This window comes from Acinetobacter sp. GW821-FHT01C12 (assembly GCF_059422625.1).
Window position 1 is genome coordinate 92408 of sequence record NZ_JBWKXD010000012.1, and the last position, 18998, is coordinate 111405.

21 protein-coding genes are annotated in these 18998 nt (G+C 38.9%); 9 read left to right on the forward strand and 12 right to left on the reverse strand.

Annotated elements, in window-relative coordinates:
- Positions 1–67: 67 nt before the first annotated feature.
- From AC07WY_RS19210 to AC07WY_RS19220, 3 genes are all read right to left on the reverse strand, one after another.
- Entirely contained in the window at positions 68–589 is a 522-nt protein-coding gene (locus AC07WY_RS19210) for a nuclear transport factor 2 family protein (RefSeq protein ID WP_494736926.1), read from the reverse strand.
- Positions 590–760: 171 nt separating this feature from the next.
- A complete protein-coding gene (locus tag AC07WY_RS19215; protein ID WP_004717985.1) occupies positions 761–1264 on the reverse strand; it encodes a DUF4442 domain-containing protein in 504 nt (167 codons plus the stop codon).
- 28 nt (positions 1265–1292) lie between these two features.
- The gene (locus AC07WY_RS19220) at positions 1293–1781 is read right to left on the reverse strand and encodes a YajQ family cyclic di-GMP-binding protein (protein ID WP_004717983.1); all 489 of its coding nucleotides are present in this window, start codon (positions 1779–1781) and stop codon (positions 1293–1295) included.
- A 91-nt stretch (positions 1782–1872) separates the two neighbouring features.
- On the opposite strand from AC07WY_RS19220, the gene AC07WY_RS19225 reads away from it, so the two are divergent.
- Positions 1873–2187, forward strand: a complete 315-nt coding sequence (locus tag AC07WY_RS19225; RefSeq protein ID WP_004717980.1) for a rhodanese-like domain-containing protein — start codon at positions 1873–1875, stop codon at positions 2185–2187.
- Positions 2188–2236: 49 nt separating this feature from the next.
- On the opposite strand, the gene mnmC is transcribed toward AC07WY_RS19225, so the two are convergent.
- The 4 genes from mnmC to AC07WY_RS19245 form a co-directional block, all read right to left on the reverse strand.
- A complete protein-coding gene (gene mnmC / locus AC07WY_RS19230) occupies positions 2237–4165 on the reverse strand; it encodes a bifunctional tRNA (5-methylaminomethyl-2-thiouridine)(34)-methyltransferase MnmC2/FAD-dependent 5-carboxymethylaminomethyl-2-thiouridine(34) oxidoreductase MnmC1 (RefSeq protein ID WP_494736927.1) in 1929 nt (642 codons plus the stop codon).
- A gap of 98 nt (positions 4166–4263) precedes the next feature.
- A complete protein-coding gene (locus tag AC07WY_RS19235) occupies positions 4264–4785 on the reverse strand; it encodes an SH3 domain-containing protein (protein WP_056516941.1) in 522 nt (173 codons plus the stop codon).
- 4 nt (positions 4786–4789) lie between these two features.
- Complete coding sequence (locus tag AC07WY_RS19240; RefSeq protein WP_494736928.1) at positions 4790–5092, reverse strand: YciI family protein; 303 nt, start codon at positions 5090–5092, stop codon at positions 4790–4792.
- A 26-nt stretch (positions 5093–5118) separates the two neighbouring features.
- A complete protein-coding gene (locus tag AC07WY_RS19245; protein WP_004717972.1) occupies positions 5119–5733 on the reverse strand; it encodes an inner membrane-spanning protein YciB in 615 nt (204 codons plus the stop codon).
- Positions 5734–5777: 44 nt separating this feature from the next.
- On the opposite strand from AC07WY_RS19245, the gene AC07WY_RS19250 reads away from it, so the two are divergent.
- Positions 5778–6629 (forward strand): PHP domain-containing protein, encoded by an 852-nt coding sequence (locus tag AC07WY_RS19250; protein WP_494736929.1) that lies wholly within the window; start codon positions 5778–5780, stop codon positions 6627–6629.
- Positions 6630–6751: 122 nt separating this feature from the next.
- Here AC07WY_RS19250 and ybeY read toward each other — a convergent pair whose 3' ends face one another.
- The 3 genes from ybeY to miaB are packed head-to-tail and all read right to left on the reverse strand — an operon-like array spanning position 6752 to position 9849.
- Entirely contained in the window at positions 6752–7237 is a 486-nt protein-coding gene (ybeY, locus tag AC07WY_RS19255; RefSeq protein WP_004818840.1) for an rRNA maturation RNase YbeY, read from the reverse strand.
- A 9-nt stretch (positions 7238–7246) separates the two neighbouring features.
- Positions 7247–8356 (reverse strand): PhoH family protein, encoded by a 1110-nt coding sequence (locus AC07WY_RS19260; RefSeq protein ID WP_004717967.1) that lies wholly within the window; start codon positions 8354–8356, stop codon positions 7247–7249.
- A 38-nt stretch (positions 8357–8394) separates the two neighbouring features.
- The gene (gene miaB, locus AC07WY_RS19265; protein WP_494736930.1) at positions 8395–9849 is read right to left on the reverse strand and encodes a tRNA (N6-isopentenyl adenosine(37)-C2)-methylthiotransferase MiaB; all 1455 of its coding nucleotides are present in this window, start codon (positions 9847–9849) and stop codon (positions 8395–8397) included.
- A 289-nt stretch (positions 9850–10138) separates the two neighbouring features.
- On the opposite strand from miaB, the gene AC07WY_RS19270 reads away from it, so the two are divergent.
- The 4 genes from AC07WY_RS19270 (at position 10139) to AC07WY_RS19285 (ending at position 14455) form a co-directional block, all read left to right on the forward strand.
- Positions 10139–12112, forward strand: coding sequence for a lytic transglycosylase domain-containing protein (locus tag AC07WY_RS19270; protein ID WP_154130947.1), 1974 nt, complete (start codon positions 10139–10141; stop codon positions 12110–12112).
- Between the two features lie 38 nt (positions 12113–12150).
- Positions 12151–12810 carry a ribonuclease T2 family protein gene (locus AC07WY_RS19275; protein WP_004717962.1) on the forward strand — a complete coding sequence of 220 codons (660 nt, stop codon included), beginning with the start codon at positions 12151–12153 and terminating at the stop codon, positions 12808–12810.
- 170 nt (positions 12811–12980) lie between these two features.
- On the forward strand, positions 12981–13967 hold the full coding sequence (locus AC07WY_RS19280) for a malate dehydrogenase (protein WP_004717959.1): 987 nt from the start codon (positions 12981–12983) through the stop codon (positions 13965–13967).
- A 233-nt stretch (positions 13968–14200) separates the two neighbouring features.
- Positions 14201–14455: a DUF2789 family protein gene (locus AC07WY_RS19285; RefSeq protein ID WP_004717957.1), complete on the forward strand. Its 255-nt coding sequence runs from the start codon at positions 14201–14203 to the stop codon at positions 14453–14455.
- Between the two features lie 129 nt (positions 14456–14584).
- Here the strand turns inward: AC07WY_RS19285 and AC07WY_RS19290 are convergent, their stop codons facing one another.
- Positions 14585–15112: a hypothetical protein gene (locus AC07WY_RS19290; RefSeq protein WP_494736931.1), complete on the reverse strand. Its 528-nt coding sequence runs from the start codon at positions 15110–15112 to the stop codon at positions 14585–14587.
- A 104-nt stretch (positions 15113–15216) separates the two neighbouring features.
- Positions 15217–15819 carry a 2OG-Fe(II) oxygenase gene (locus tag AC07WY_RS19295; RefSeq protein ID WP_494736932.1) on the reverse strand — a complete coding sequence of 201 codons (603 nt, stop codon included), beginning with the start codon at positions 15817–15819 and terminating at the stop codon, positions 15217–15219.
- A 116-nt stretch (positions 15820–15935) separates the two neighbouring features.
- Between AC07WY_RS19295 and AC07WY_RS19300 the strand changes: the two genes are divergently transcribed.
- The 3 genes from AC07WY_RS19300 to AC07WY_RS19310 all read left to right on the forward strand — a co-directional run bounded on the left by AC07WY_RS19300 (position 15936) and on the right by AC07WY_RS19310 (position 18897).
- On the forward strand, positions 15936–16793 hold the full coding sequence (locus AC07WY_RS19300) for a 23S rRNA (adenine(2030)-N(6))-methyltransferase RlmJ (RefSeq protein WP_004717951.1): 858 nt from the start codon (positions 15936–15938) through the stop codon (positions 16791–16793).
- Positions 16794–16957: 164 nt separating this feature from the next.
- Complete coding sequence (pssA, locus tag AC07WY_RS19305; RefSeq protein WP_004717950.1) at positions 16958–17785, forward strand: CDP-diacylglycerol--serine O-phosphatidyltransferase; 828 nt, start codon at positions 16958–16960, stop codon at positions 17783–17785.
- A 26-nt stretch (positions 17786–17811) separates the two neighbouring features.
- Positions 17812–18897: a DUF6670 family protein gene (locus tag AC07WY_RS19310; protein ID WP_494736933.1), complete on the forward strand. Its 1086-nt coding sequence runs from the start codon at positions 17812–17814 to the stop codon at positions 18895–18897.
- The last annotated feature ends 101 nt before the right edge of the window (positions 18898–18998 follow it).

Here is an 18998-nt window from a genome sequence, read left to right on the forward strand (position 1 = left end):
AAAATCCCAACATTGTTTGGGATTTTTTATGGAATAGGTGCTTAGATCGTTTGATTTAAATACTGTGTTAAAACATGGTATTGCTGTTGGCGCTTGATTCTGGAACAGCTTGCTGTACATCCCAGTGTTCAATAATTTTTCCATTTTCGACTCTAAAGATATCGACAATTGCAACACCACGATCTTGTGGATTTTGAGCTGAATGAACGTGTAAAAATACTAAATTTCCTTCTGTGACAGCACGTTTGATTACACTTTTTGCTTCAGGATTTTTTTGGAAATACTGGGTAAAGTGATTTACAAAGGGCGCTTTACCATCTGGAACACGCGGGTTGTGCTGAATATATTGGTTACCAATATAACGATCTGCATATGCTTTAACTTGATGCTTTTGAAATACACCTTCATAAAAATCAGTCACAATGGCTTTATTTTGTTGCGCTTGTTGGGTGGTTGAATTCGCTGCTAATGTGTTGCCCGTTGCAGTAGTAGCAACGTGATTTGGATTTTGGGCACATGCAGTGAGAAACAAAATAGGGCTTAGAATGAGGCTGAGTACAATAATTTTTCTTGGCGTAGCTGATCGCATGGTTATTCTCTATAGTTCAAATCTCAATAGTTCAAGATGGTGGTGGAAATAACACCATCTTGATGAGTAAATAAGCATGAATATAGTGAATAATCGTCACTCATTATTTGTACTTTGGTAAATTTTATACTTACTGAGCAGTAAGTTTTATTTACATTTGCAGATTTGTATTTATTTCTTTTTTAGGCGTTCTTTTGACACCCAAGCCCACACCATTTGGCATTCTACAGGCTCTTTTCCAGACTCATCCATAATGGTGACTGGAACCAGCGTTTCACCTTTTTCAGAGCTTTGCATTTCTAAAATTTGTTCTTTGCTCAATGTCGCTGTTGCTGTCATATCACCTTTAGACGGTCGTTTATATTCAATATGCATGCTTTTGATCAATACAATTGAACTATCAGGAACATTCATACCTGTGACAAAGCCTGTTGCTGTTTCAGCAATCAGCGCCATTGCAACAGCGTGTAATTGTCCAATATGGTTTTGCATAGCACGGTGGTTTTTAATTTCCACCACAACTTTTGAATGACTGACTTCTAGGTACTTAATATTGGCTGTGCCCACCATAGGCACAACTCGACCAAATGCCTTACTCCAGAGCGTACTACGAATGCCTTTAGGGAATTTAGAAGTCGCTTTCACAAGTTTAGATAAACGGTTGGTCTGAGTCATGTCTTAACCTATAGTGTTGCTAAAGACCTTAGTCTTTGAAGTTATTAAATTGTAAAGGTACACCGAATTGTTGTTCTTTTAAAAATGCCATAACTTGCTGTAATGTATCGCGCTTTTTATCAGTTACACGTATCTTGTCACCTTGGATAGAAGATTGCACTTTGACGCCACTTTCTTTAATGGCTTTATTAATTTTTTTTGCGGTATCTGAGTCAAGTCCATCTTTAAGCTTGATCACTTGCACAATATTTTTACCTGAAGCCGTCATTTTTTGTGGATCAAGGGCTTGAATATCGATTTTACGTTTAAAGAAATGATTTTCAAGCATGCTATAGACTTGTTCACACTGGAAATCACTTTCAGTTGAAATTTTAATTTCTTTGGCTTTTTCATTAATTTCGATTGAAACGTCCTGACCACGGAAGTCAAAGCGTGTCGCAATTTCTTTTTGTGTGTTTTGAACAGCATGATTTACTTCAAAAATCTCTAATTCTGAAACAATATCGAAAGATGGCATAGTTTAGACCTTTACAAATGGAAAGAATATCTGAGATGCTAGGGATGTTTTCTTCATTTGCCAAGTGTTGTTTACATCAAAGGAGTGCACAATGATCCGTAAATTAGAAATTACAACATTTGAGTTCCCAGAAAATGCAGTTATCTGGGATGTTCGTGATGCAAAAGCCTTTGCCGAAGGCCATGTAAAAGGGGCTGTAAATCAGCCTATAGATGGTTTAAGTGCTGAGAGCTTGACTCAAGTGAATTCGGATCAGTCCATTTACATTTTATGTGGTGGTGGAAGTAAAGCGCCTCGAGCTGCTGAAAAATTAGAGAGTTTAGATGATTCTCGTGATTACGTTGTACTTATGGGGGGAACACGTGCAGCACGTGATGCAGGTCTCCCATTAGAACAGGGTTCGTAAAAAAGCGCCGAAAGGCGCTTTTTTATTACAGATAATTAATAAAAAAGAATCATGATTGAATCGGTTTAAAATAAGGTTTTTTGGCTTTTACTTTCTTTTGAAAGCGGTTTGGATTTAATTTTTGCAATAAATTTTGGGGAATTGGGCAAGCTTGATTAAGGACCAAAGCCACCAATATTTCACTACACAAGGGCGCAAATAAAAAACCTTTAGAGCCCAGCCCAGAAAATGTATAAACCTCTTTCTCAGCTTCAACTTTTCCCAGTAATGGAAAATAGTCCAGACTTTGGGCTCGTACAGAAGCACGCCCGTGCCATTCATCAACTTTGCAGAGTGATTCTGCGTATTGTGGAAACACACTGTGGATAAGTTCATAGTTATGCACATGGTCTTCAAGCAAAACTTCAGTGTCATCACGATTGGGATAAAAAGAAGCACCTAAAATCAAATGCTGCTCATCAAGCTGCATGCAGTAGCCACCATAACTGTAGGCATAGTGCGGATCTAATCGGTGTTTAACATTGTTGAGCCAACTGACTTGTCCACGGATCGGTTTGAGTATCGGGAACTGCTCAAAAAAAGCATGGCTTTCCTTGGCACAACAGACAATCACATGATTAAAATCACCAAGATCTGTGTGCTGGCTATCTTGTAGTGTTAATTGATGATGATTCGATTGAACAATACTATGAATGTGAGCATGTTTAAATTGAATCAGCGGATGTTCAAGGATTTGGTCTTTGAGTTGCTGGGGATAAATTGAACCCGCTTGAGTGAGCTGTAAACTCTCAAGTGTAGTTTGTGGCTCTAAAGCATCGGCTGTTTGAGCTTTGAGTAAACCTTGAGGATATTGTGCTGCTAAATCTAATAAATGTTCAGCATTTTTTTGTGCTAATTGTTGAACGGCAATAGGACGAAAAGCCTGAAATTTTGGATAGTGCTGTAGGGCATGTTGCCAAGCCAAGGTCATTAAATGTTCCGAACTTTGCTCGATAGGGCAGAGTTTCGGATTTAATAAGGCCAGAGGATTACCAGAAGCACCTGCTAAAGGCGCTGATTGGTCGTAAATCGTAACTTGATGTCCTCTTTGGGCAAATCCCCATGCGCAGCTTAAACCTGCAATTCCAGCACCAATGATGGCAATGTGGCGTTGATTTAAATTATTTTGGGTTTTCCGTATTTTTTTTTGAATGTTTTGCGTTGCAAGGTCCATTGACTGAGATTGATTTTCTTCGACTGCTTGCTCAGATGGATTCCAAATGGCTTTTAGCATTTCACGTTTATGACCAAAACCACGCGGACGTGAAATAGTGATTCCATGCTGTTTTAGACCCCGTTTAAGCACACCTGCTACGCTGAATGAGGCAAAAGTTGTTCCAAAATCTGACAGTCTAACAATATTGTTTAAAACTTTGTCCTCCCACATGTCTGGATTACAAGAGGGTGCAAATCCATCTAAAAACCATGCGTTAACTTGTTGGGCTTTAACCATTGCTGGAAATACATCATGTGCATCACCTAACCACAGATCAATTGAAAAACGCGCTTCTGGAAAGCTTAAGCGGTGACAACCTGCGATGGGCAATGGATAGTGTTGAATCAACTGATCAGAAAATTGTTGAAGTTCAGTCCAGACCTTTAACGCACGGGTTAAATCCTGTTTAGACAAGGGGAACTTCTCTACACTGATCACATGTAAGTGGCTGTGATTATCTGGACGAACATTGTGCCAAAGTTGCCACAATGCCAAAATATTTAATCCTGTACCAAAGCCAGTTTCACCAACACAGAAGTATTCAAAATCATCTAAATCTGCAAGTCGTGTTGAAAGATCATTACCATTCAAAAATACGTGTCGGGTTTCAAGTAACCCGTTGTCTTTAGAAAAATAGACATCACCAAATTGTTTGGAAATTGGAACTTCAATTCCATCAATACATTGCCAGTCTAAATCGGCAGTTTGAATGGCATTTGACAAAGCAGATTACCTTTTGATAATTAAAATGAAAAAACCTGACATTTCGCAGTATCAGGTTATAGCGTGAAACTTTTTAAGCGTAATGTCGAAGCAGTGGCTTACCACTGACGACGACGTTTGGTATAGATATAGCTTGCGATTAAAAAGCCAAGTAAAACACCAACAGCAATGGTCGCAGCACCATATAAGAACATTTGCGCACTTTGTTCACTTTGTAGAACTTGAACTTGTACACCCAGATTGTCATTTTTGAGTTGTAATTCTTGGTTCTGTGAAAGGGCTTCTAAATTGGCCTTTTCAAGTTGCTGTAAACGTGTTGCTTGGTCTTTAACCAAAGCTTTAGCTTTGGCATCTTGAGACGCTTTTTCTTTGCTAATTTGTTCAGCCGTTAAAGGTTTATTTTCTTGTGCTTGCGCCTGTGTTTGGGTGCTGGAATTTGCACCTGCTACAGCAGGAATAATACTCGGTTTTGGCGGTGCAACAGGTTGGGTCGCCTGAGTAGGCGCTGCCGTCGTTGCTTGAGTCGCTGAAGATTGAGTAGGCTCAGCCGATACAACAGGTGATAAAAGTACAAAAGAACTTAAAGTCAGGCTAAGTAAGCTTTGGACGACAACGCGCATTATGTTATCCCTTAGGCAATGCTTTATTGAATGGTTTAACATCAATATGACTATAAATCCCTTCTTTTAAGAAAGGTTCGTCTTTTAACCATTCATCCAAAGCTTCACGGCTGTCAAAATCGAGAATTAAAGTACTGCCATAAAAACCTGCTTGTGGATTTTCACGATCAATCGGCATCGCGCCAGCCACGATGACACGGCCTTCAGCATCTAACTGCTCGAGTCGAGCTAAATGTTGTGGGCGTACAGCAAGACGTTTTTCTACTGTACCTGCTTGATCTGTACACGTAATTACAAATAATGGCATGATATTTCTCGATTTTCTAAAACACTTTATTCATCGGTAGATTTAAAGTGTTTTCGTAATATAACAAACTGGATAATAATAAAGGAAAACATGACGATCATGTCACCAAATGCTGTAAATTCACCCCAATATTTTCCACCTGCAAATAAAAATGCGAAGAAAATATGTAAACAAGACATGACAATGAACATTGCAGCCCATGCAAAGTTTAGATTTTTCCAGCCTTTTTCAGTCAGGTTTAAAACAGGACCAAATAATCTTTGAATGAGTGGCTTCTTTTCTTTACCAAAATAGGGAGAGAGTAAGAACGCGCCAGCAAAGGCTAAATTCAAAATTGCAGCTTTCAGGCGAATATAGAAGTCATCACTCAACATTAAGGTGATTCCGCCAAAAATGACGGTCATGAACAAAACAAACCATTGTTGTTTATCCAGACGGAATTTTTGGAAAATGAATAACGCACCATAGACCACAAGCATTGAAATAATCAGACCTGTAGTTGCAACAAGAATGTTGTTGTTATTTACACCACCTGCTGAGCCGATCAATTGTAATAATGGATGATCGGTGTTTTTAGGATCAACCGTTTTGTATAAATAAAAGAAAATTATGAGGGGCACAAAGTCTAAAAGTGCTTTCATGTTAAAGTATCTAGTCTGTTCAGGTTGATGGGATAGTATAAAAGATGCAAGGCATAGATTTACATACTCACAGTAATATTTCTGATGGGACTCTGACGCCAGAGTTATTGGTTCAAGCTGCCATCGAGAAAAGCATACATACACTTGCATTGACGGACCACGATAGCATGGATGGCTTAATACAAGCTGAACAATTTGCAAAAAATCAACCAATTCAAATCATTTCAGGTGTAGAAATCTCTAGTCAATGGTCCAGACCTGAGACTAAAAAAAGTTATGGTGTGCATATTGTTGCGCTCAATATGCAAAATCCTGAACCATTACAACAGCTTTTAACGCAACAGAAGAAAATTCGTGCTGAGCGAGCCAAGCAAATCTGTGATTTGCTAATTCCTTTGATTCATCAGGATATTTATGCAGAAGTTGTGGCAAAGGTAGATGGTGAACCTGATCGGATTACTCGAACGCATATTGCCAAGACGCTTGTAGAAAAGGGTTTTGTTCAGCGCGCACAGCAGGCATTTGATAAATACATTAAGGAAGGTAAAAAAGCCTATGTGAAATTTGATGGTTTAGGTTTAGCAGAAACCATTCAGGTGATTCATGAGAGTCAAGGTTTTGCAGTATTGGCACATCCAACACGTTATGATTTATCAGCAACAAATACTCGTTATTTAATTGAAATATTTGCACAATATGGCGGTGATGCTGTTGAGCTTCCACCCGCAATGGAACCCGCTTCAACACGACAAATGGTCGATCGAATGATTGCTGAACACGGTTTAAAAGTGTCTGTGGGGAGTGATTTCCATGGTGACAATATGCCTTGGATTAAATTAGGCAATATTCCACGTGTCAAAGACGGGCAAGTTGGGATTTGGGAGAGTTTCCGATAATACACCATGATGATGTATTCAAATACTTAGATTTTGAATGAGATCAGTTTTTTGAAAGGCATCTCATTTGAATGAAACAAAAAATCCCTCTAGAGCAGAGGGATTTTTTGTTGATTATAAAATCAACTTTCTTTAACGGTATAAGGGTTTTCAAAGCCTAGTTTTTTCAAGATTTCAATTTCGAGTGCTTCCATTTCCTCGGCATCATCATCTGAAGTTTCATGGTCATACCCCATTAAATGTAAGGTGCCATGAACCAGCATATGAGTGAAATGCTCAATCGGTGTTTTTTGTTGTTCAATCGACTCTTGTAAAACCACGGGGATGCAAATGACTAAATCACCGATGGGTAATGCATCGAGCATGGGTAAAACTTCTTCTGGAATCTCACTTGGAAAAGACAATACATTGGTGGGTTTGTCTTTTTCACGATATTCAAAATTTAATTTGTGACTTTCATCTTCATCAACACACGCAATTCCGATTTCACAATCTTGGTCTACATCAATATGACGTAGCGTTGTTTCAATGACTTTTTTTACATAGACACGTTTGAGCACCAATTCTGGTGCTTCAAACGCTTGTTGCAACGATAAGCTAAGTTTCAAAAACAGTCCTTAAACATTTTCCTGATTTGCAGCAGTATGTTCTTCATGTTGAGCATCTGCGGCAGAATCATTTTCAGAAATTAAGGCTTCTTGACGTGCTTTACGTTCTGCACGTGCTTCAGCACTTAAACGGTATTGTTCACTATCCCATCCTTCATAAGCCTCTACAATTTTTTGTACCAGCTGGTGACGAACGACATCTCGGGAATGGAAGCGAGTGATGTGAATTTCTTTGATCTTTTCGATGATACGCAATGCGTGAGCAAGACCAGACTGTTGCCCGCGTGGTAAATCGACCTGTGTAATATCCCCAGTGATCACTGCACGAGAACCAAAACCTAAACGGGTCAAAAACATCTTCATCTGTTCAGGGGTGGTGTTTTGTGCTTCATCGAGAATTACAAAGGAATGATTTAATGTACGACCACGCATATAAGCAAGTGGTGCAACTTCAATCACTTGACGCTCAATCAGTTTTGCAACTTTTTCGAAGCCAAGCATTTCATACAATGCATCATAAAGCGGGCGTAGATATGGGTCGATCTTTTGGCTTAAATCGCCCGGCAAGAAACCGAGTTTTTCCCCAGCTTCAACAGCAGGGCGAACCAAAAGGATACGTTGAATTTCATTACGTTCTAACATATCTACCGCAGCAGCGACTGCAAGATAGGTTTTACCTGTACCTGCAGGGCCGATTCCGAAAGAAATATCGCTTTGTAGAATACGTTGTACATAACGTTTTTGATTGGCACCACGAGGGTTGATTCGACCTTTACGCGTTTGCAACCAGACGTCATCTAAACCGGTATGCTCATTGTCTGAAAGGTCGTCTTGTAACTCACGGTCAGTTTGGCTGCCTTGAATCATCAAATGAATCGTATCAGCACTGATTTGCTGAGAGAGTTCAGCTTCTGCATGCAAACGCTGCAATAAACCTTCAGCTCTCTCAACGGCTTCTAAATCACCATCGATATAGAAGTTATCGTTGCGATGAGAAATGTTGACATTTAAACGTTGTTCGATTTGTTTCAGATGACCGTTATAAGCACCTAACATGCTTTTTAAACGTTCAACTGAAATACCTGGAAAAGCTACTGTACGTCGAATCGCTGCAGTCAAGAGATATCCTTTTTTAAAGTAAAGTCTATACCCTTACATTACGCCACGTCAGGCTCAAGATTCAAGAGTTCTCCATAAACTAAATTTAGGGTCTTAATCTCTGTAACCTCAATCTCTGCAAAGCGTCCGACCCAAGAGGCGTCACCTACAAATGTTACTAAACGTGTATTGTCAGCTGTACCGACCAATAAATTTGGATCTTTATTAGAAACATTTTCAACCAGTACACGTTGAATGGTGCCTAACATCGCATCGGTTTTACGAATACTTGATTGCTTAATCCAGTGTTGAACTTTGGCTAAACGTTCTTTCTTGACTGCATCAGAGGTGTCATCAGGTAATTCAGACGCTGGTGTGCCAGGACGTTTTGAATAAACAAAACTATAAGAATGATCAAAGTCTAAATCTTGGATAAACTGATAGGTTTCTTCAAAATGTGCATCAGTTTCACCAGGGAAGCCGATGATGAAATCTGAAGATAAATGCATATCTGGACGAGCTTTACGCAGTTTGGCAATTTTTTCGATATAGACATCAATGGTGTGGTTACGCTTCATCGCTTGTAACACATCATTTGAGCCACTTTGTACTGGTAAATGCAGATGTGAAACCATTTGTGGCAGGTCACGGTAGCATTGAATCAAATCTTCATTAAATTCGAGCGGATGGGATGTTGTATAACGTAAACGACCGATTCCTGGAATTTCTGCAATCAAACGTAATAAATCTGCAAAGGTACAAATTTCACCTTCAAAAGTTTCACCACGGTAGCCATTTACATTTTGTCCTAAAAGGCTAATTTCGCGAACGCCTTTTTCAGCCAAACCGGCGATTTCTGCCAAGACATCATCCAAAGGACGAGAAACTTCTTCACCACGAGTATAGGGAACCACACAGAAAGAACAGTACTTCGAACAACCTTCCATGATTGAAACAAACGCTTTGTAACCTTCAACACGCGGTTCAGGTAAAAAGTCGAATTTTTCAATATCTGGGAATGAAATATCTACAAGTTTAATTTTGTCTTTCTTCGGCTTTTCAATTTGCTCAACATGCTGATCCAGCATTTGCGGTAAACGGTGCAAGGTTTGAGGGCCAAAAACCATATCGACATACGGTGCACGTTTTTGAATGTTGTCGCCTTCTTGAGAAGCAACACATCCACCAACACCGATGACGAGATCAGGATTTTTTTCTTTTAATTTGCGCCAGCGACCCAACTCAGAAAATACTTTTTCTTGGGCTTTTTCTCGAATTGAGCAGGTATTCATTAACAGGATATCTGCGTCACTTGGATCTTTGGTTAAAATATAACCGTGTGAGTCGCCTAAAAGATCTGCCATACGATGACTGTCATACTCATTCATCTGACACCCTTGCGTTTCGATATACAGTTTTTTAACTGCACCGTCGGCTGGGGTGTGCTGTGGCTGGGTTACAGTGTTTTCTGAGGCAGCTTTGGCACCATTGGGAATGAAGGTTTGAACCGTCATGGAGGCGTCTTTCCTATGAATAAAGGGAATTTTGAATGTGTACTAAGCCTGCTATTTTAACAGACTCATAAAAGGCGCGCCATTTTATAGCATTTAGAGTGAACTCAGTAAAATATTTAGCGGCTATTGCCATTTATTGGATTGTAGGGCATTGAAAATGAAAATTATGAAGAAAAAATAGAGAACAATATTAATGATGAATCATAAGGTTACATAACACAACAGTAGAAATGGATTAGAATAATTAAACTAGGCACAAATAAGTGCATCAGTATGTTAAAGGCACATCATGCAGGTTGAGAGAAAAACGGTGTTAAAGCAGCAACTTAAGCAAAATAAATTAAAACTTTACCTTTTAGGAACAGTTGCATGTACAAGCCTGCAAGTGGCCCATGCTGCTGAAGAGCAGTTTAATGATGCTTTACGTAATGCAAATAATCCAAGCGCTTTAGAACAGTATCGTTCTTCAATGCAAAATGATGCTTTGGGCTATTATCCTGAGTATTGGTCACTGAATTCAAATCTCGCTTTTCAACCTTCTGCAAATATTATTAGCTTTGCGCAACGTTATCCTCAATCGGCGATGGCGGAAAAGTTAGCTGCGGATTATGTCGAAGAAAAGGTGAAACAAGCAGATTACGCCAGCGCGCAACCTGTATTGCAATATGTCTCTAATCCAGATCAAGCAGAACGTTGTGCTGTTGCTCAAGTTCGTGCGAAAACTGGAGACGTTTTGGTCTATGCTGAATTTAAAGATGTTTGGTTGGCAACCAATTCTCAACCTGAATCATGCAATGGTTTAGGCCGCATGATGCTTAGTAGCCCACTCATGACCGCCCAAGATCGCCAACAACGATTATATGCACAACTGAGAGCAGGGCAGTCTGGTCTAGCCATCGCTACCGCACAAACGATTGGCGTTAATTTATCGTTAACCCAATTGAACCAAATCCAAACCAATCCATTAAATTATTTATGGTCTGCACCAAAAAACAATGTAGAAGATTATGCTTATTTGGTTTATGCATTGGGTCGTGCAGCAGATACGGATTTAACCAGCGCTTTGCAGTCGGTACCTAAGTTGGTTCAGGGTGTACCAGCAGATGTACAAAAATATATTTATCGTACAGTCGGTTATATCGGTGGAACGACCGTCATGAAAAATAATTTTAATCGTGAAGTACTGCAAAATTTTGATGCAAGCTATGGTGTGCCTTTCAGTGCAGAAGAAGCAGAAGTTTATGCACGACAAGCCATTCGATTTGGGGCTTGGGAAAGTGTGATTCGTGCAATAGACAGTATGAGCGTGACACAAAAGCAAGAAGACCGTTGGCAATATTGGTTGGCGCGTGCTTCAGAACAACGCAATGATGCACAATCTAAAAGAACCGCTAAAGATATCTATCAACGATTGGCAATGTCGGGTGATGATTATCATAATCTGCTTGCCAAAGATCATTTGGGGCAAAAGTATAATGATAGCCCTGCCAGAGAACAGCCTTCAACTGATGACCAACAACGCTTAAATAGCGATATTCATTTCCGTCGTGCATTTACTTTACGAAATATTAATGCGCCTGCAACTTATACCAATAGGGAATGGAACTGGGCGGTACGTCAGGCATACTTAAAACATGATGATGGGTTGCTGCTTGCTGCGGCAAAACGTGCAACTGATATGGGCTGGTATGATCGTGCAATTTATGCGGCAGAACGTACTGAGAAAAAACATAACTATGTTTATCGTTATGCAACACCTCATCAGTCGTTGGTGGTGAGTCATAGCCGTAATGCGGGTATTGATCCTGCTTGGGCCTATGGTTTAATGCGCCAAGAAAGCCGTTTTGTAACTGCTGCTCGCTCACATGTTGGTGCAGGTGGTTTGATGCAAATCATGCCAGGCACTGCAAAGTTGGTGGCAAAACAAATGGGTGAAACTTATAATCCTGCTGCGCTCAGTGATGCCAATACCAATATTCGCTATGGTACTTTCTATCTGTCGATGATTCATGGTCAATTAAGCAGTAATCCTGTCTTGGCAACCGCAGGGTATAATGCTGGGCCAAATCGCGCGAAACGTTGGCAGCCAGATTATCAAAATCTTTCAGCAGATCAATATACAGAATCTATTCCTCTGAATGAAACACGTGACTATGTAAAAAATGTGATGACCAATGCAGCACATTATGGAATCTTGTTGGGACAAGGGCCTCAAGCGATTGAAAGTCGTATGCCTGTTATTCCAACCCGTGTTTCACAATAAAACTATTTGGACTTGGATGAAACTTTGTTGGTAAATCAATGATTTTCAAAATTTTGCGTAAATTGAAACAATCTTGCTTAGCATGGAGCTTATGCTTTGCGGGATTGTTTGGGCTCAATGTGCAGTTACATGCTGCACCGCAATTACAAGGCTATGTCATGCAAGTCCAGTTGACACCTGCTGTCTGTGCACTTGATTCTTCAAAACAAAAGCAACGCAAATGTCTCGAAGGTTATTCATTGACAATCACAGGTCTGTTACCTGAAACGACAGAGCGGAATTGCACCACCAATACATCTGCAAGTTTGACCCCTTTACAAGCTAAGGTGGTTGCACGGGTAATGCCTGAGGAAAATGCACGTATTCAGTTGTGGCGTAGCGTGGGTGGCTGTGTTCCAATGAACGCGAGTCAATATTTTAGAACTGTGATTAATTTAGCAGATCGTTTGAAAATTCCTGCAGATTTAACCAGCTCTGAAAACAAAAATGTGCAACATAATGCGTTAAAAACTCAATTTGTTAGATTAAACCCGGGAATGAATAACGACAGTATCCGTTTTACTTGTCAAAGTTCATCGTCAAACCCAGTGTTAACCGAGGTTCAAGTGTGTTATCGGGTCAATGGTCAGTATAAACAATGTTCAAATCACATTGTTTCAAACTGCCCAAATACATTCTCGATCAAAGGGACTTATTAGTTCTTCTGAGGAATTTTATTTATATTTCCTATCATACTTTTGTTGAAAAGCATTCTCTTTTACATGCAACTGTTAAAGGATTGGAGTACAATCTTTGCCGTTTATGATAATTCGATTAAAACGGATTTAACCGTTTAATCACATTAACGATCCTCATTGGAGATAATTACATGAAGCAACCTGTTCGCGTTGCCGTTACTGGCGCAGCTGGTCAAATCGGTTACAGCTTATTATTCCGTATCGCTAGCGGTGAAATGCTTGGTAAAGACCAACCCGTTATTTTGCAATTGTTAGAAGTTCCATTTGAGAAAGCTCAAGCTGCGCTTAAAGGCGTAATGATGGAATTAGATGACTGTGCTTTCCCATTATTGGCTGGCATGATCGGTACTGATGATCCAAAAGTTGCATTTAAAGATGCTGACTACGCGTTATTGGTTGGTTCACGTCCACGCGGTCCTGGTATGGAACGTGCTGACTTGTTGAAAGTGAACGGTGAAATCTTCATTGGTCAAGGCCAAGCACTTAACGAAGTTGCGAGCCGTGACGTTAAAGTACTTGTTGTAGGTAACCCTGCAAATACAAATGCTTATATCGCAATGAAATCTGCTCCAGATCTTCCAGCGAAGAACTTTACAGCAATGTTACGTCTTGACCACAACCGTGCGTTGACTCAAATTGCTCAAAAAGCGGGTGTTGCTGTAGCGGATATCAAAAACCTTACAGTTTGGGGTAACCACTCTCCAACAATGTATGCGGACTACCGTTTTGCAACTGCAAATGGCGTAAGCTTAAAAGACAAAATCAACGATGCTGATTGGAACGCAAACGTATTCCTTCCAACTGTTGGTAAACGTGGTGCTGCAATCATTGAAGCGCGTGGTCTTTCTTCTGCTGCTTCTGCTGCAAATGCTGCGATCGATCATATGCGTGATTGGGCGCTTGGCACCAATGGCGAATGGGTAACAATGGGTATTCCTTCTGACGGTTCTTATGGAATTCCTGAAGGTGTGATGTACGGTGTTCCTGTAATTTGTGAAAATGGCGAATACACTCGTGTTGAAGGCTTAGAAATTGATGCATTCAGCCGTGAACGTATGGACAAAACTCTTCAAGAACTTGAAGAAGAGCGCGCAGCTATTGCTGATATGCTTAAATAATTAAAATTTAATCTGTTAAAGATTAATTTTGAAAAAGCACTCTATTTAGAGTGCTTTTTTTATGCTTCAAATCAAACATCTTGAGAATAGATAATTTATATTAAGCCAACATTTGTTTGTTTTTTAATCACAAATTGAAACAAGAAAATTAAAATCTAGACTATCTTTTAAAATTATTTTCTTATAAGTTAATTGAATAAAAGATGACAAATAAATTTATATAAGGAGGCAATATGCTCAGGACGAACACACCATCCTTAGAATTACTATTTTCTCAACTTGGTTTGGCAAATAGTCCCGCAGCAATTGAGCTATATGTACGCACTCATCAATTGCCAGCAAATCTTTCATTACATGAAGCGCCGTTTTGGAATAAATCTCAACGTGACTTATTAATCAGTCATTTGGTACAAGATGATGATTGGGCAATTTGGATTGATGAGTTAAACCAACAATTACATCTAGATGCGTATAAGCTAACAGCCTAATGATTTAGTTTCCCCCAGAGCAACAAAAAAGATGGCCGTTATGGCCATCTTTTCTATTTAGTATTGATCAAATTAGCTTTGATCAAAACGAATAACAAATTGAGTTATTTTGAATGGGCATAGCGCTGATCAATGTAATTTAGACTGAATCATTTGACTAAACCAAGCTTCATTGCGAACAGGTCTAAAGGCAGTGTGTTGTTGCAGTAAGGTTAAATCAAAATCAGTTGTCTTGATATATTTACTCAGCCAGTGACGAGTCAATGCAAATTCATTTTTACTCACAGATGCATAAGCCAACATAAAGTAAATATCAGCATGATGATGTTGTGCCAATGGTTTTAAAATTTGCTGCGTAATCAAGGCATAACGTGATTCTTTGGTCAATTCAAAGTAAATCATATAGGCTTTGGCCAAATGCAAAGAAAGCTGAATGTAGACTGACATTGGCATTTCTTCATATTCAAATCGTGCAGTTTCAAGTAAAACAATGGCTTCTTGCAAGAAATGAATTTGTTCCTGCTTTGAATGACTTTGAGTGACCAGTTGTAAGCGTAAGTCCCCACGTTCAAGTGCAAGTTCAGGTGTATTGCTTGACAAATACAATTGATCTGTTTCCCCAATACGCGAGATGATTTGTTTTGTATTATCAAACATGTGCTGAATCCTCTGAATTTATGAAGAGTATTATGAGGTCTATTTCAATAATTTAAAGCTTGGCCTATAGAGATACAGCGTTGCAAATTTGAAAACTGAGTATATTACAACACAGTATTGTCGCTTCTTAGCCATGCGGTAATTGATAATCGCTGATGTTTGGCTTCTAGCACTTCATGTAATAAATCACTTTGGAACATGGCAATACGATTAGGCTGGGGATCTATAATATGCCAAACATTATTTTTATCCTGTAAGTGTAACTTTCCACCCCAATTATCCTGCCATTCTTGGTGTAGATAATACACCGTAGAAATCATACGGCCATTTTTACCTTGCGGATTATCGCGATGAAGTGCATAGAATTCACCTGCGTTATAGCAGGCAAAATGTGCTTCTACATCCTGAATGCCTAAATAAAATGAGTAGTTTAAAATTTGCGAGAGCTGTTTGAGTGCATCAATATGTTGTTGTGCTATCGTAAGCTCTTCATTGATCCACAAGATATGGTCGCTGCGAATATTGCTGATCACGCCATTTTGAATTGCTGCCTCACGAAAGCGATTTAAATTTGAAGTACATTCTGCAACCAGTTGAAGTCCGTATTCAGCGGGGTAAGCATTATCAATAATGGTAAATCCATGTTGATCTAAATCATCAAGAATTTGATCAACATTCCATGACTTTGGGAGTAGCAGCGCTTCCATAAATTACCAAAAAATAGTGCAATAAAGATATGTTGTTATATTAGAACAAACGATGGACAGTGAAGAAATATTTTTTCGTGTTAAAATGATTGTTGAACTCAGGAATTAATCGAAACATGAATTACCGTCACCATTTCCATGCAGGCAACTTTGCCGATGTCATGAAACATGTGTTATTGCTGCAACTTTTGACACGTCTAAATACTAAAGACAAACCATATCGCTATATAGATACACATGGTGGTGCAGGTAAATATGATTTATCTACTTCTGAAGCACAAAAATCAGGTGAATTCTTAACGGGGATTCATCGTCTGGTTAAGCTGGATGAGTCGATTAAACGTAATGCGCCTGAAGGTGTAAAACAATATCTTAAAATTGTTGAAGATATGCGTGCAGGTTCAGGTAAAGGCGCTTATCCAGGTTCACCGTGGTTTGCACTTGAAGGCATGCGTGATATTGATAAAGCGACTATTTTTGAAATGCAGCGTGATGTGTTTCAACAATTGTATTTTAATATTCGCGATAAACGTGCGGGTTTACATGAGCGTGATGCTTATGAAGGTCTTTTGGGGGTTATTCCTCCAAAAGAAAAACGTGGTTTGGTGATGATCGATCCACCTTATGAATTAGAACGTAAAGACTTTCCGCAATTGGTCGAGTTGATTGCCACTGCACATAAAAAATGGCCAACAGGCGTATTTGCCATTTGGTATCCAATTAAAGACCGTGCCATGATTGATCGTTTTGAAAAGAAAATGATGAAAACAGGGATTCGCCGTCAGTTGGTCTGTGAAGTTTGTGTTTGGCCAGATGACACACCAGTCGGCTTGAATGGTTGTGGTTTGTTGGTGATTAACCCACCTTGGAAATTCTCTAACGATGCTGATGAGGCATTGCAATGGTTGTTCCCACATTTACGTATGAGTGAAAATGGTGGACATGCTGCTGTTCGCTGGTTAGTGGGTGAATAATCCATTCGATTGGATATCAACAGAAACATGAACGATGGTGTGAATTACAAATTAAGACGAAATACATTGAGTAATTCACATCAATTTCACTTAAAAATGAATGTGATAAAATATTTAAGTGAGATATCAACAGCTCTATAAGAGCCATAGATAGGATTCAAAAAATGACAAATATAAATAAACCAGAAAGCCCAAACTCTTCTAATCAAGACCATGGATTTGATGGCATTACTTTTGAAGTGGAAGAAGAAGAGCATACCCATGAAGGGCAGAAGGTCAAACGTCGCGGAATCTATTTGTGGCCTAACCTAATTACAACATCTGCGTTGTTATCTGGCTTTTATTCGATCATTGCCAGTATGAATGGTGACTTCACTCAAGCCGTTTATGCGATATTCCTTGCAGCACTATTTGATGGTTTAGATGGTCGTGTTGCTCGTGCAATTGGTGCACAAAGTGCTTTTGGTGAACAATTCGATTCTCTTTCAGATCTCTTGGCATTTGGTGTTGCCCCAGCAATTTTGATGTATAGCTGGAGTTTGCATGATCTAGGACGGATTGGCTTGGCTGCTTGTTTTGTTTATACCGCATGTGCTGCATTCCGTTTAGCCCGCTTTAATGTACAAATTGGTGTGGTCGATAAGCGTTATTTCATCGGTGTGGCAAGCCCATTGGCAGCAATTATTATTATTGCATGGGTATGGGTTGGACAAGATTTTACCTATATTTTTGATTTAAAAGATGTTGCGATTCAAGCGACCAATGCATTTGTTATCATTGCAGTAGGTTTGTTGATGATTTCAAATATCAAATATTATTCTTTTAAAACAGTAGACCGTAAACGTGTTCCATTCTTTGTATTGCCTATAGCAGTTTTTATCCTTGCAGCAATCACTTATAATATTCCAGTAGGGATTTTAGTCATTTCGATTATCTATGCGATTTCTGGTTTTGTGACAACATTCTTAGCGAGAAAGAATACTGTTGAATAAAAGATAAAAAGGTAAGGGGGCTTGATATGCGGTTGTTTCAAGATTTCTTAGATCAGTCTAAACAGCTGAATCAAGCTCAAAAGCCTATAGAACTTTGCTGTCATCCCCCACAAGACAGATATAAAATTATTCATCAAAAATTAGTGCTTGCCAATTTACCCGCGCCGTTGCATTACCTCAATTTTTTTAGTTTGATTGGACAGCCTAATAGTCCTGTTTTTTGCAATAACAATGAAATCTCAACAACTGCTTTAGATACAGCAACCTTACTGGTCAGCTCCAGCCCCCATATGGTGGGACAATTAAACTCATATTCAATTCAGCATGAATGCCAATTTCACCTTGATGAAAAGAGCAATGTGACCTATACATTTGGTCAAAAAGAAAAAGTGTTTGGAAAAATTCCTGATTTTACTATTCAAAGACAAGATGACGAATTGAGTGTGAATTTAAGCATTACAACAATGCCTTTAATTTCTCATTTTATTCATTTGAAATTTGGATTTGCACAGCACTGGTCTTTGGTTGCGCATTGTAAAGGGACAATTCAATACAAAGATCAAAATTACGAAATTGAACAAAATGCTGTTTTTGAATATATGAAAACAGTGAATTTCCCTTATCTACCTTATGCGCTGTATACATATCAATTGATTCAAGTGAATGATGATCTACAGATTATTTTTATGCATAGTCGTGATCAGATGAATAATATTTTACATTCACGTATCTATATTCGAGATATTCAAAACAATGAAACAAAAATGCTTGATCGACAGGTCTGTTTCAATATTCATCGGGTGTTCCCTAAAGTCACAACAGTAAATCATCAGGAGATGTATTTACCACGCGAGTTTGAATGGCAATATCAAGATGAAAATACCAAAATTGATATTCAAGCACAAAGCCGTGGTGATTATAAGTTTGGTTTAGCTGCAGGTTATGTTGGAAGTTTTGTTTATCAACTACATCTTAATGATGAATATTATCAAGGTGAGGGTGGTTACTGTGAATATATAGATTGCCGCCCTTTAAAATGGCAGGAAATAGATAAAGACAATAAATTATCAAATAAATCGAGTAATCCTGTGCTGATTATGCTTAAAAAATAGACCAAAAAGCAGAAATAAGGCCAATTTAGAAGAATAAATAAGCAAGTGATAGATAAAATGAAAAATAATTAAAAAAAGGGGTTGTGTTGGATTGTGAATGC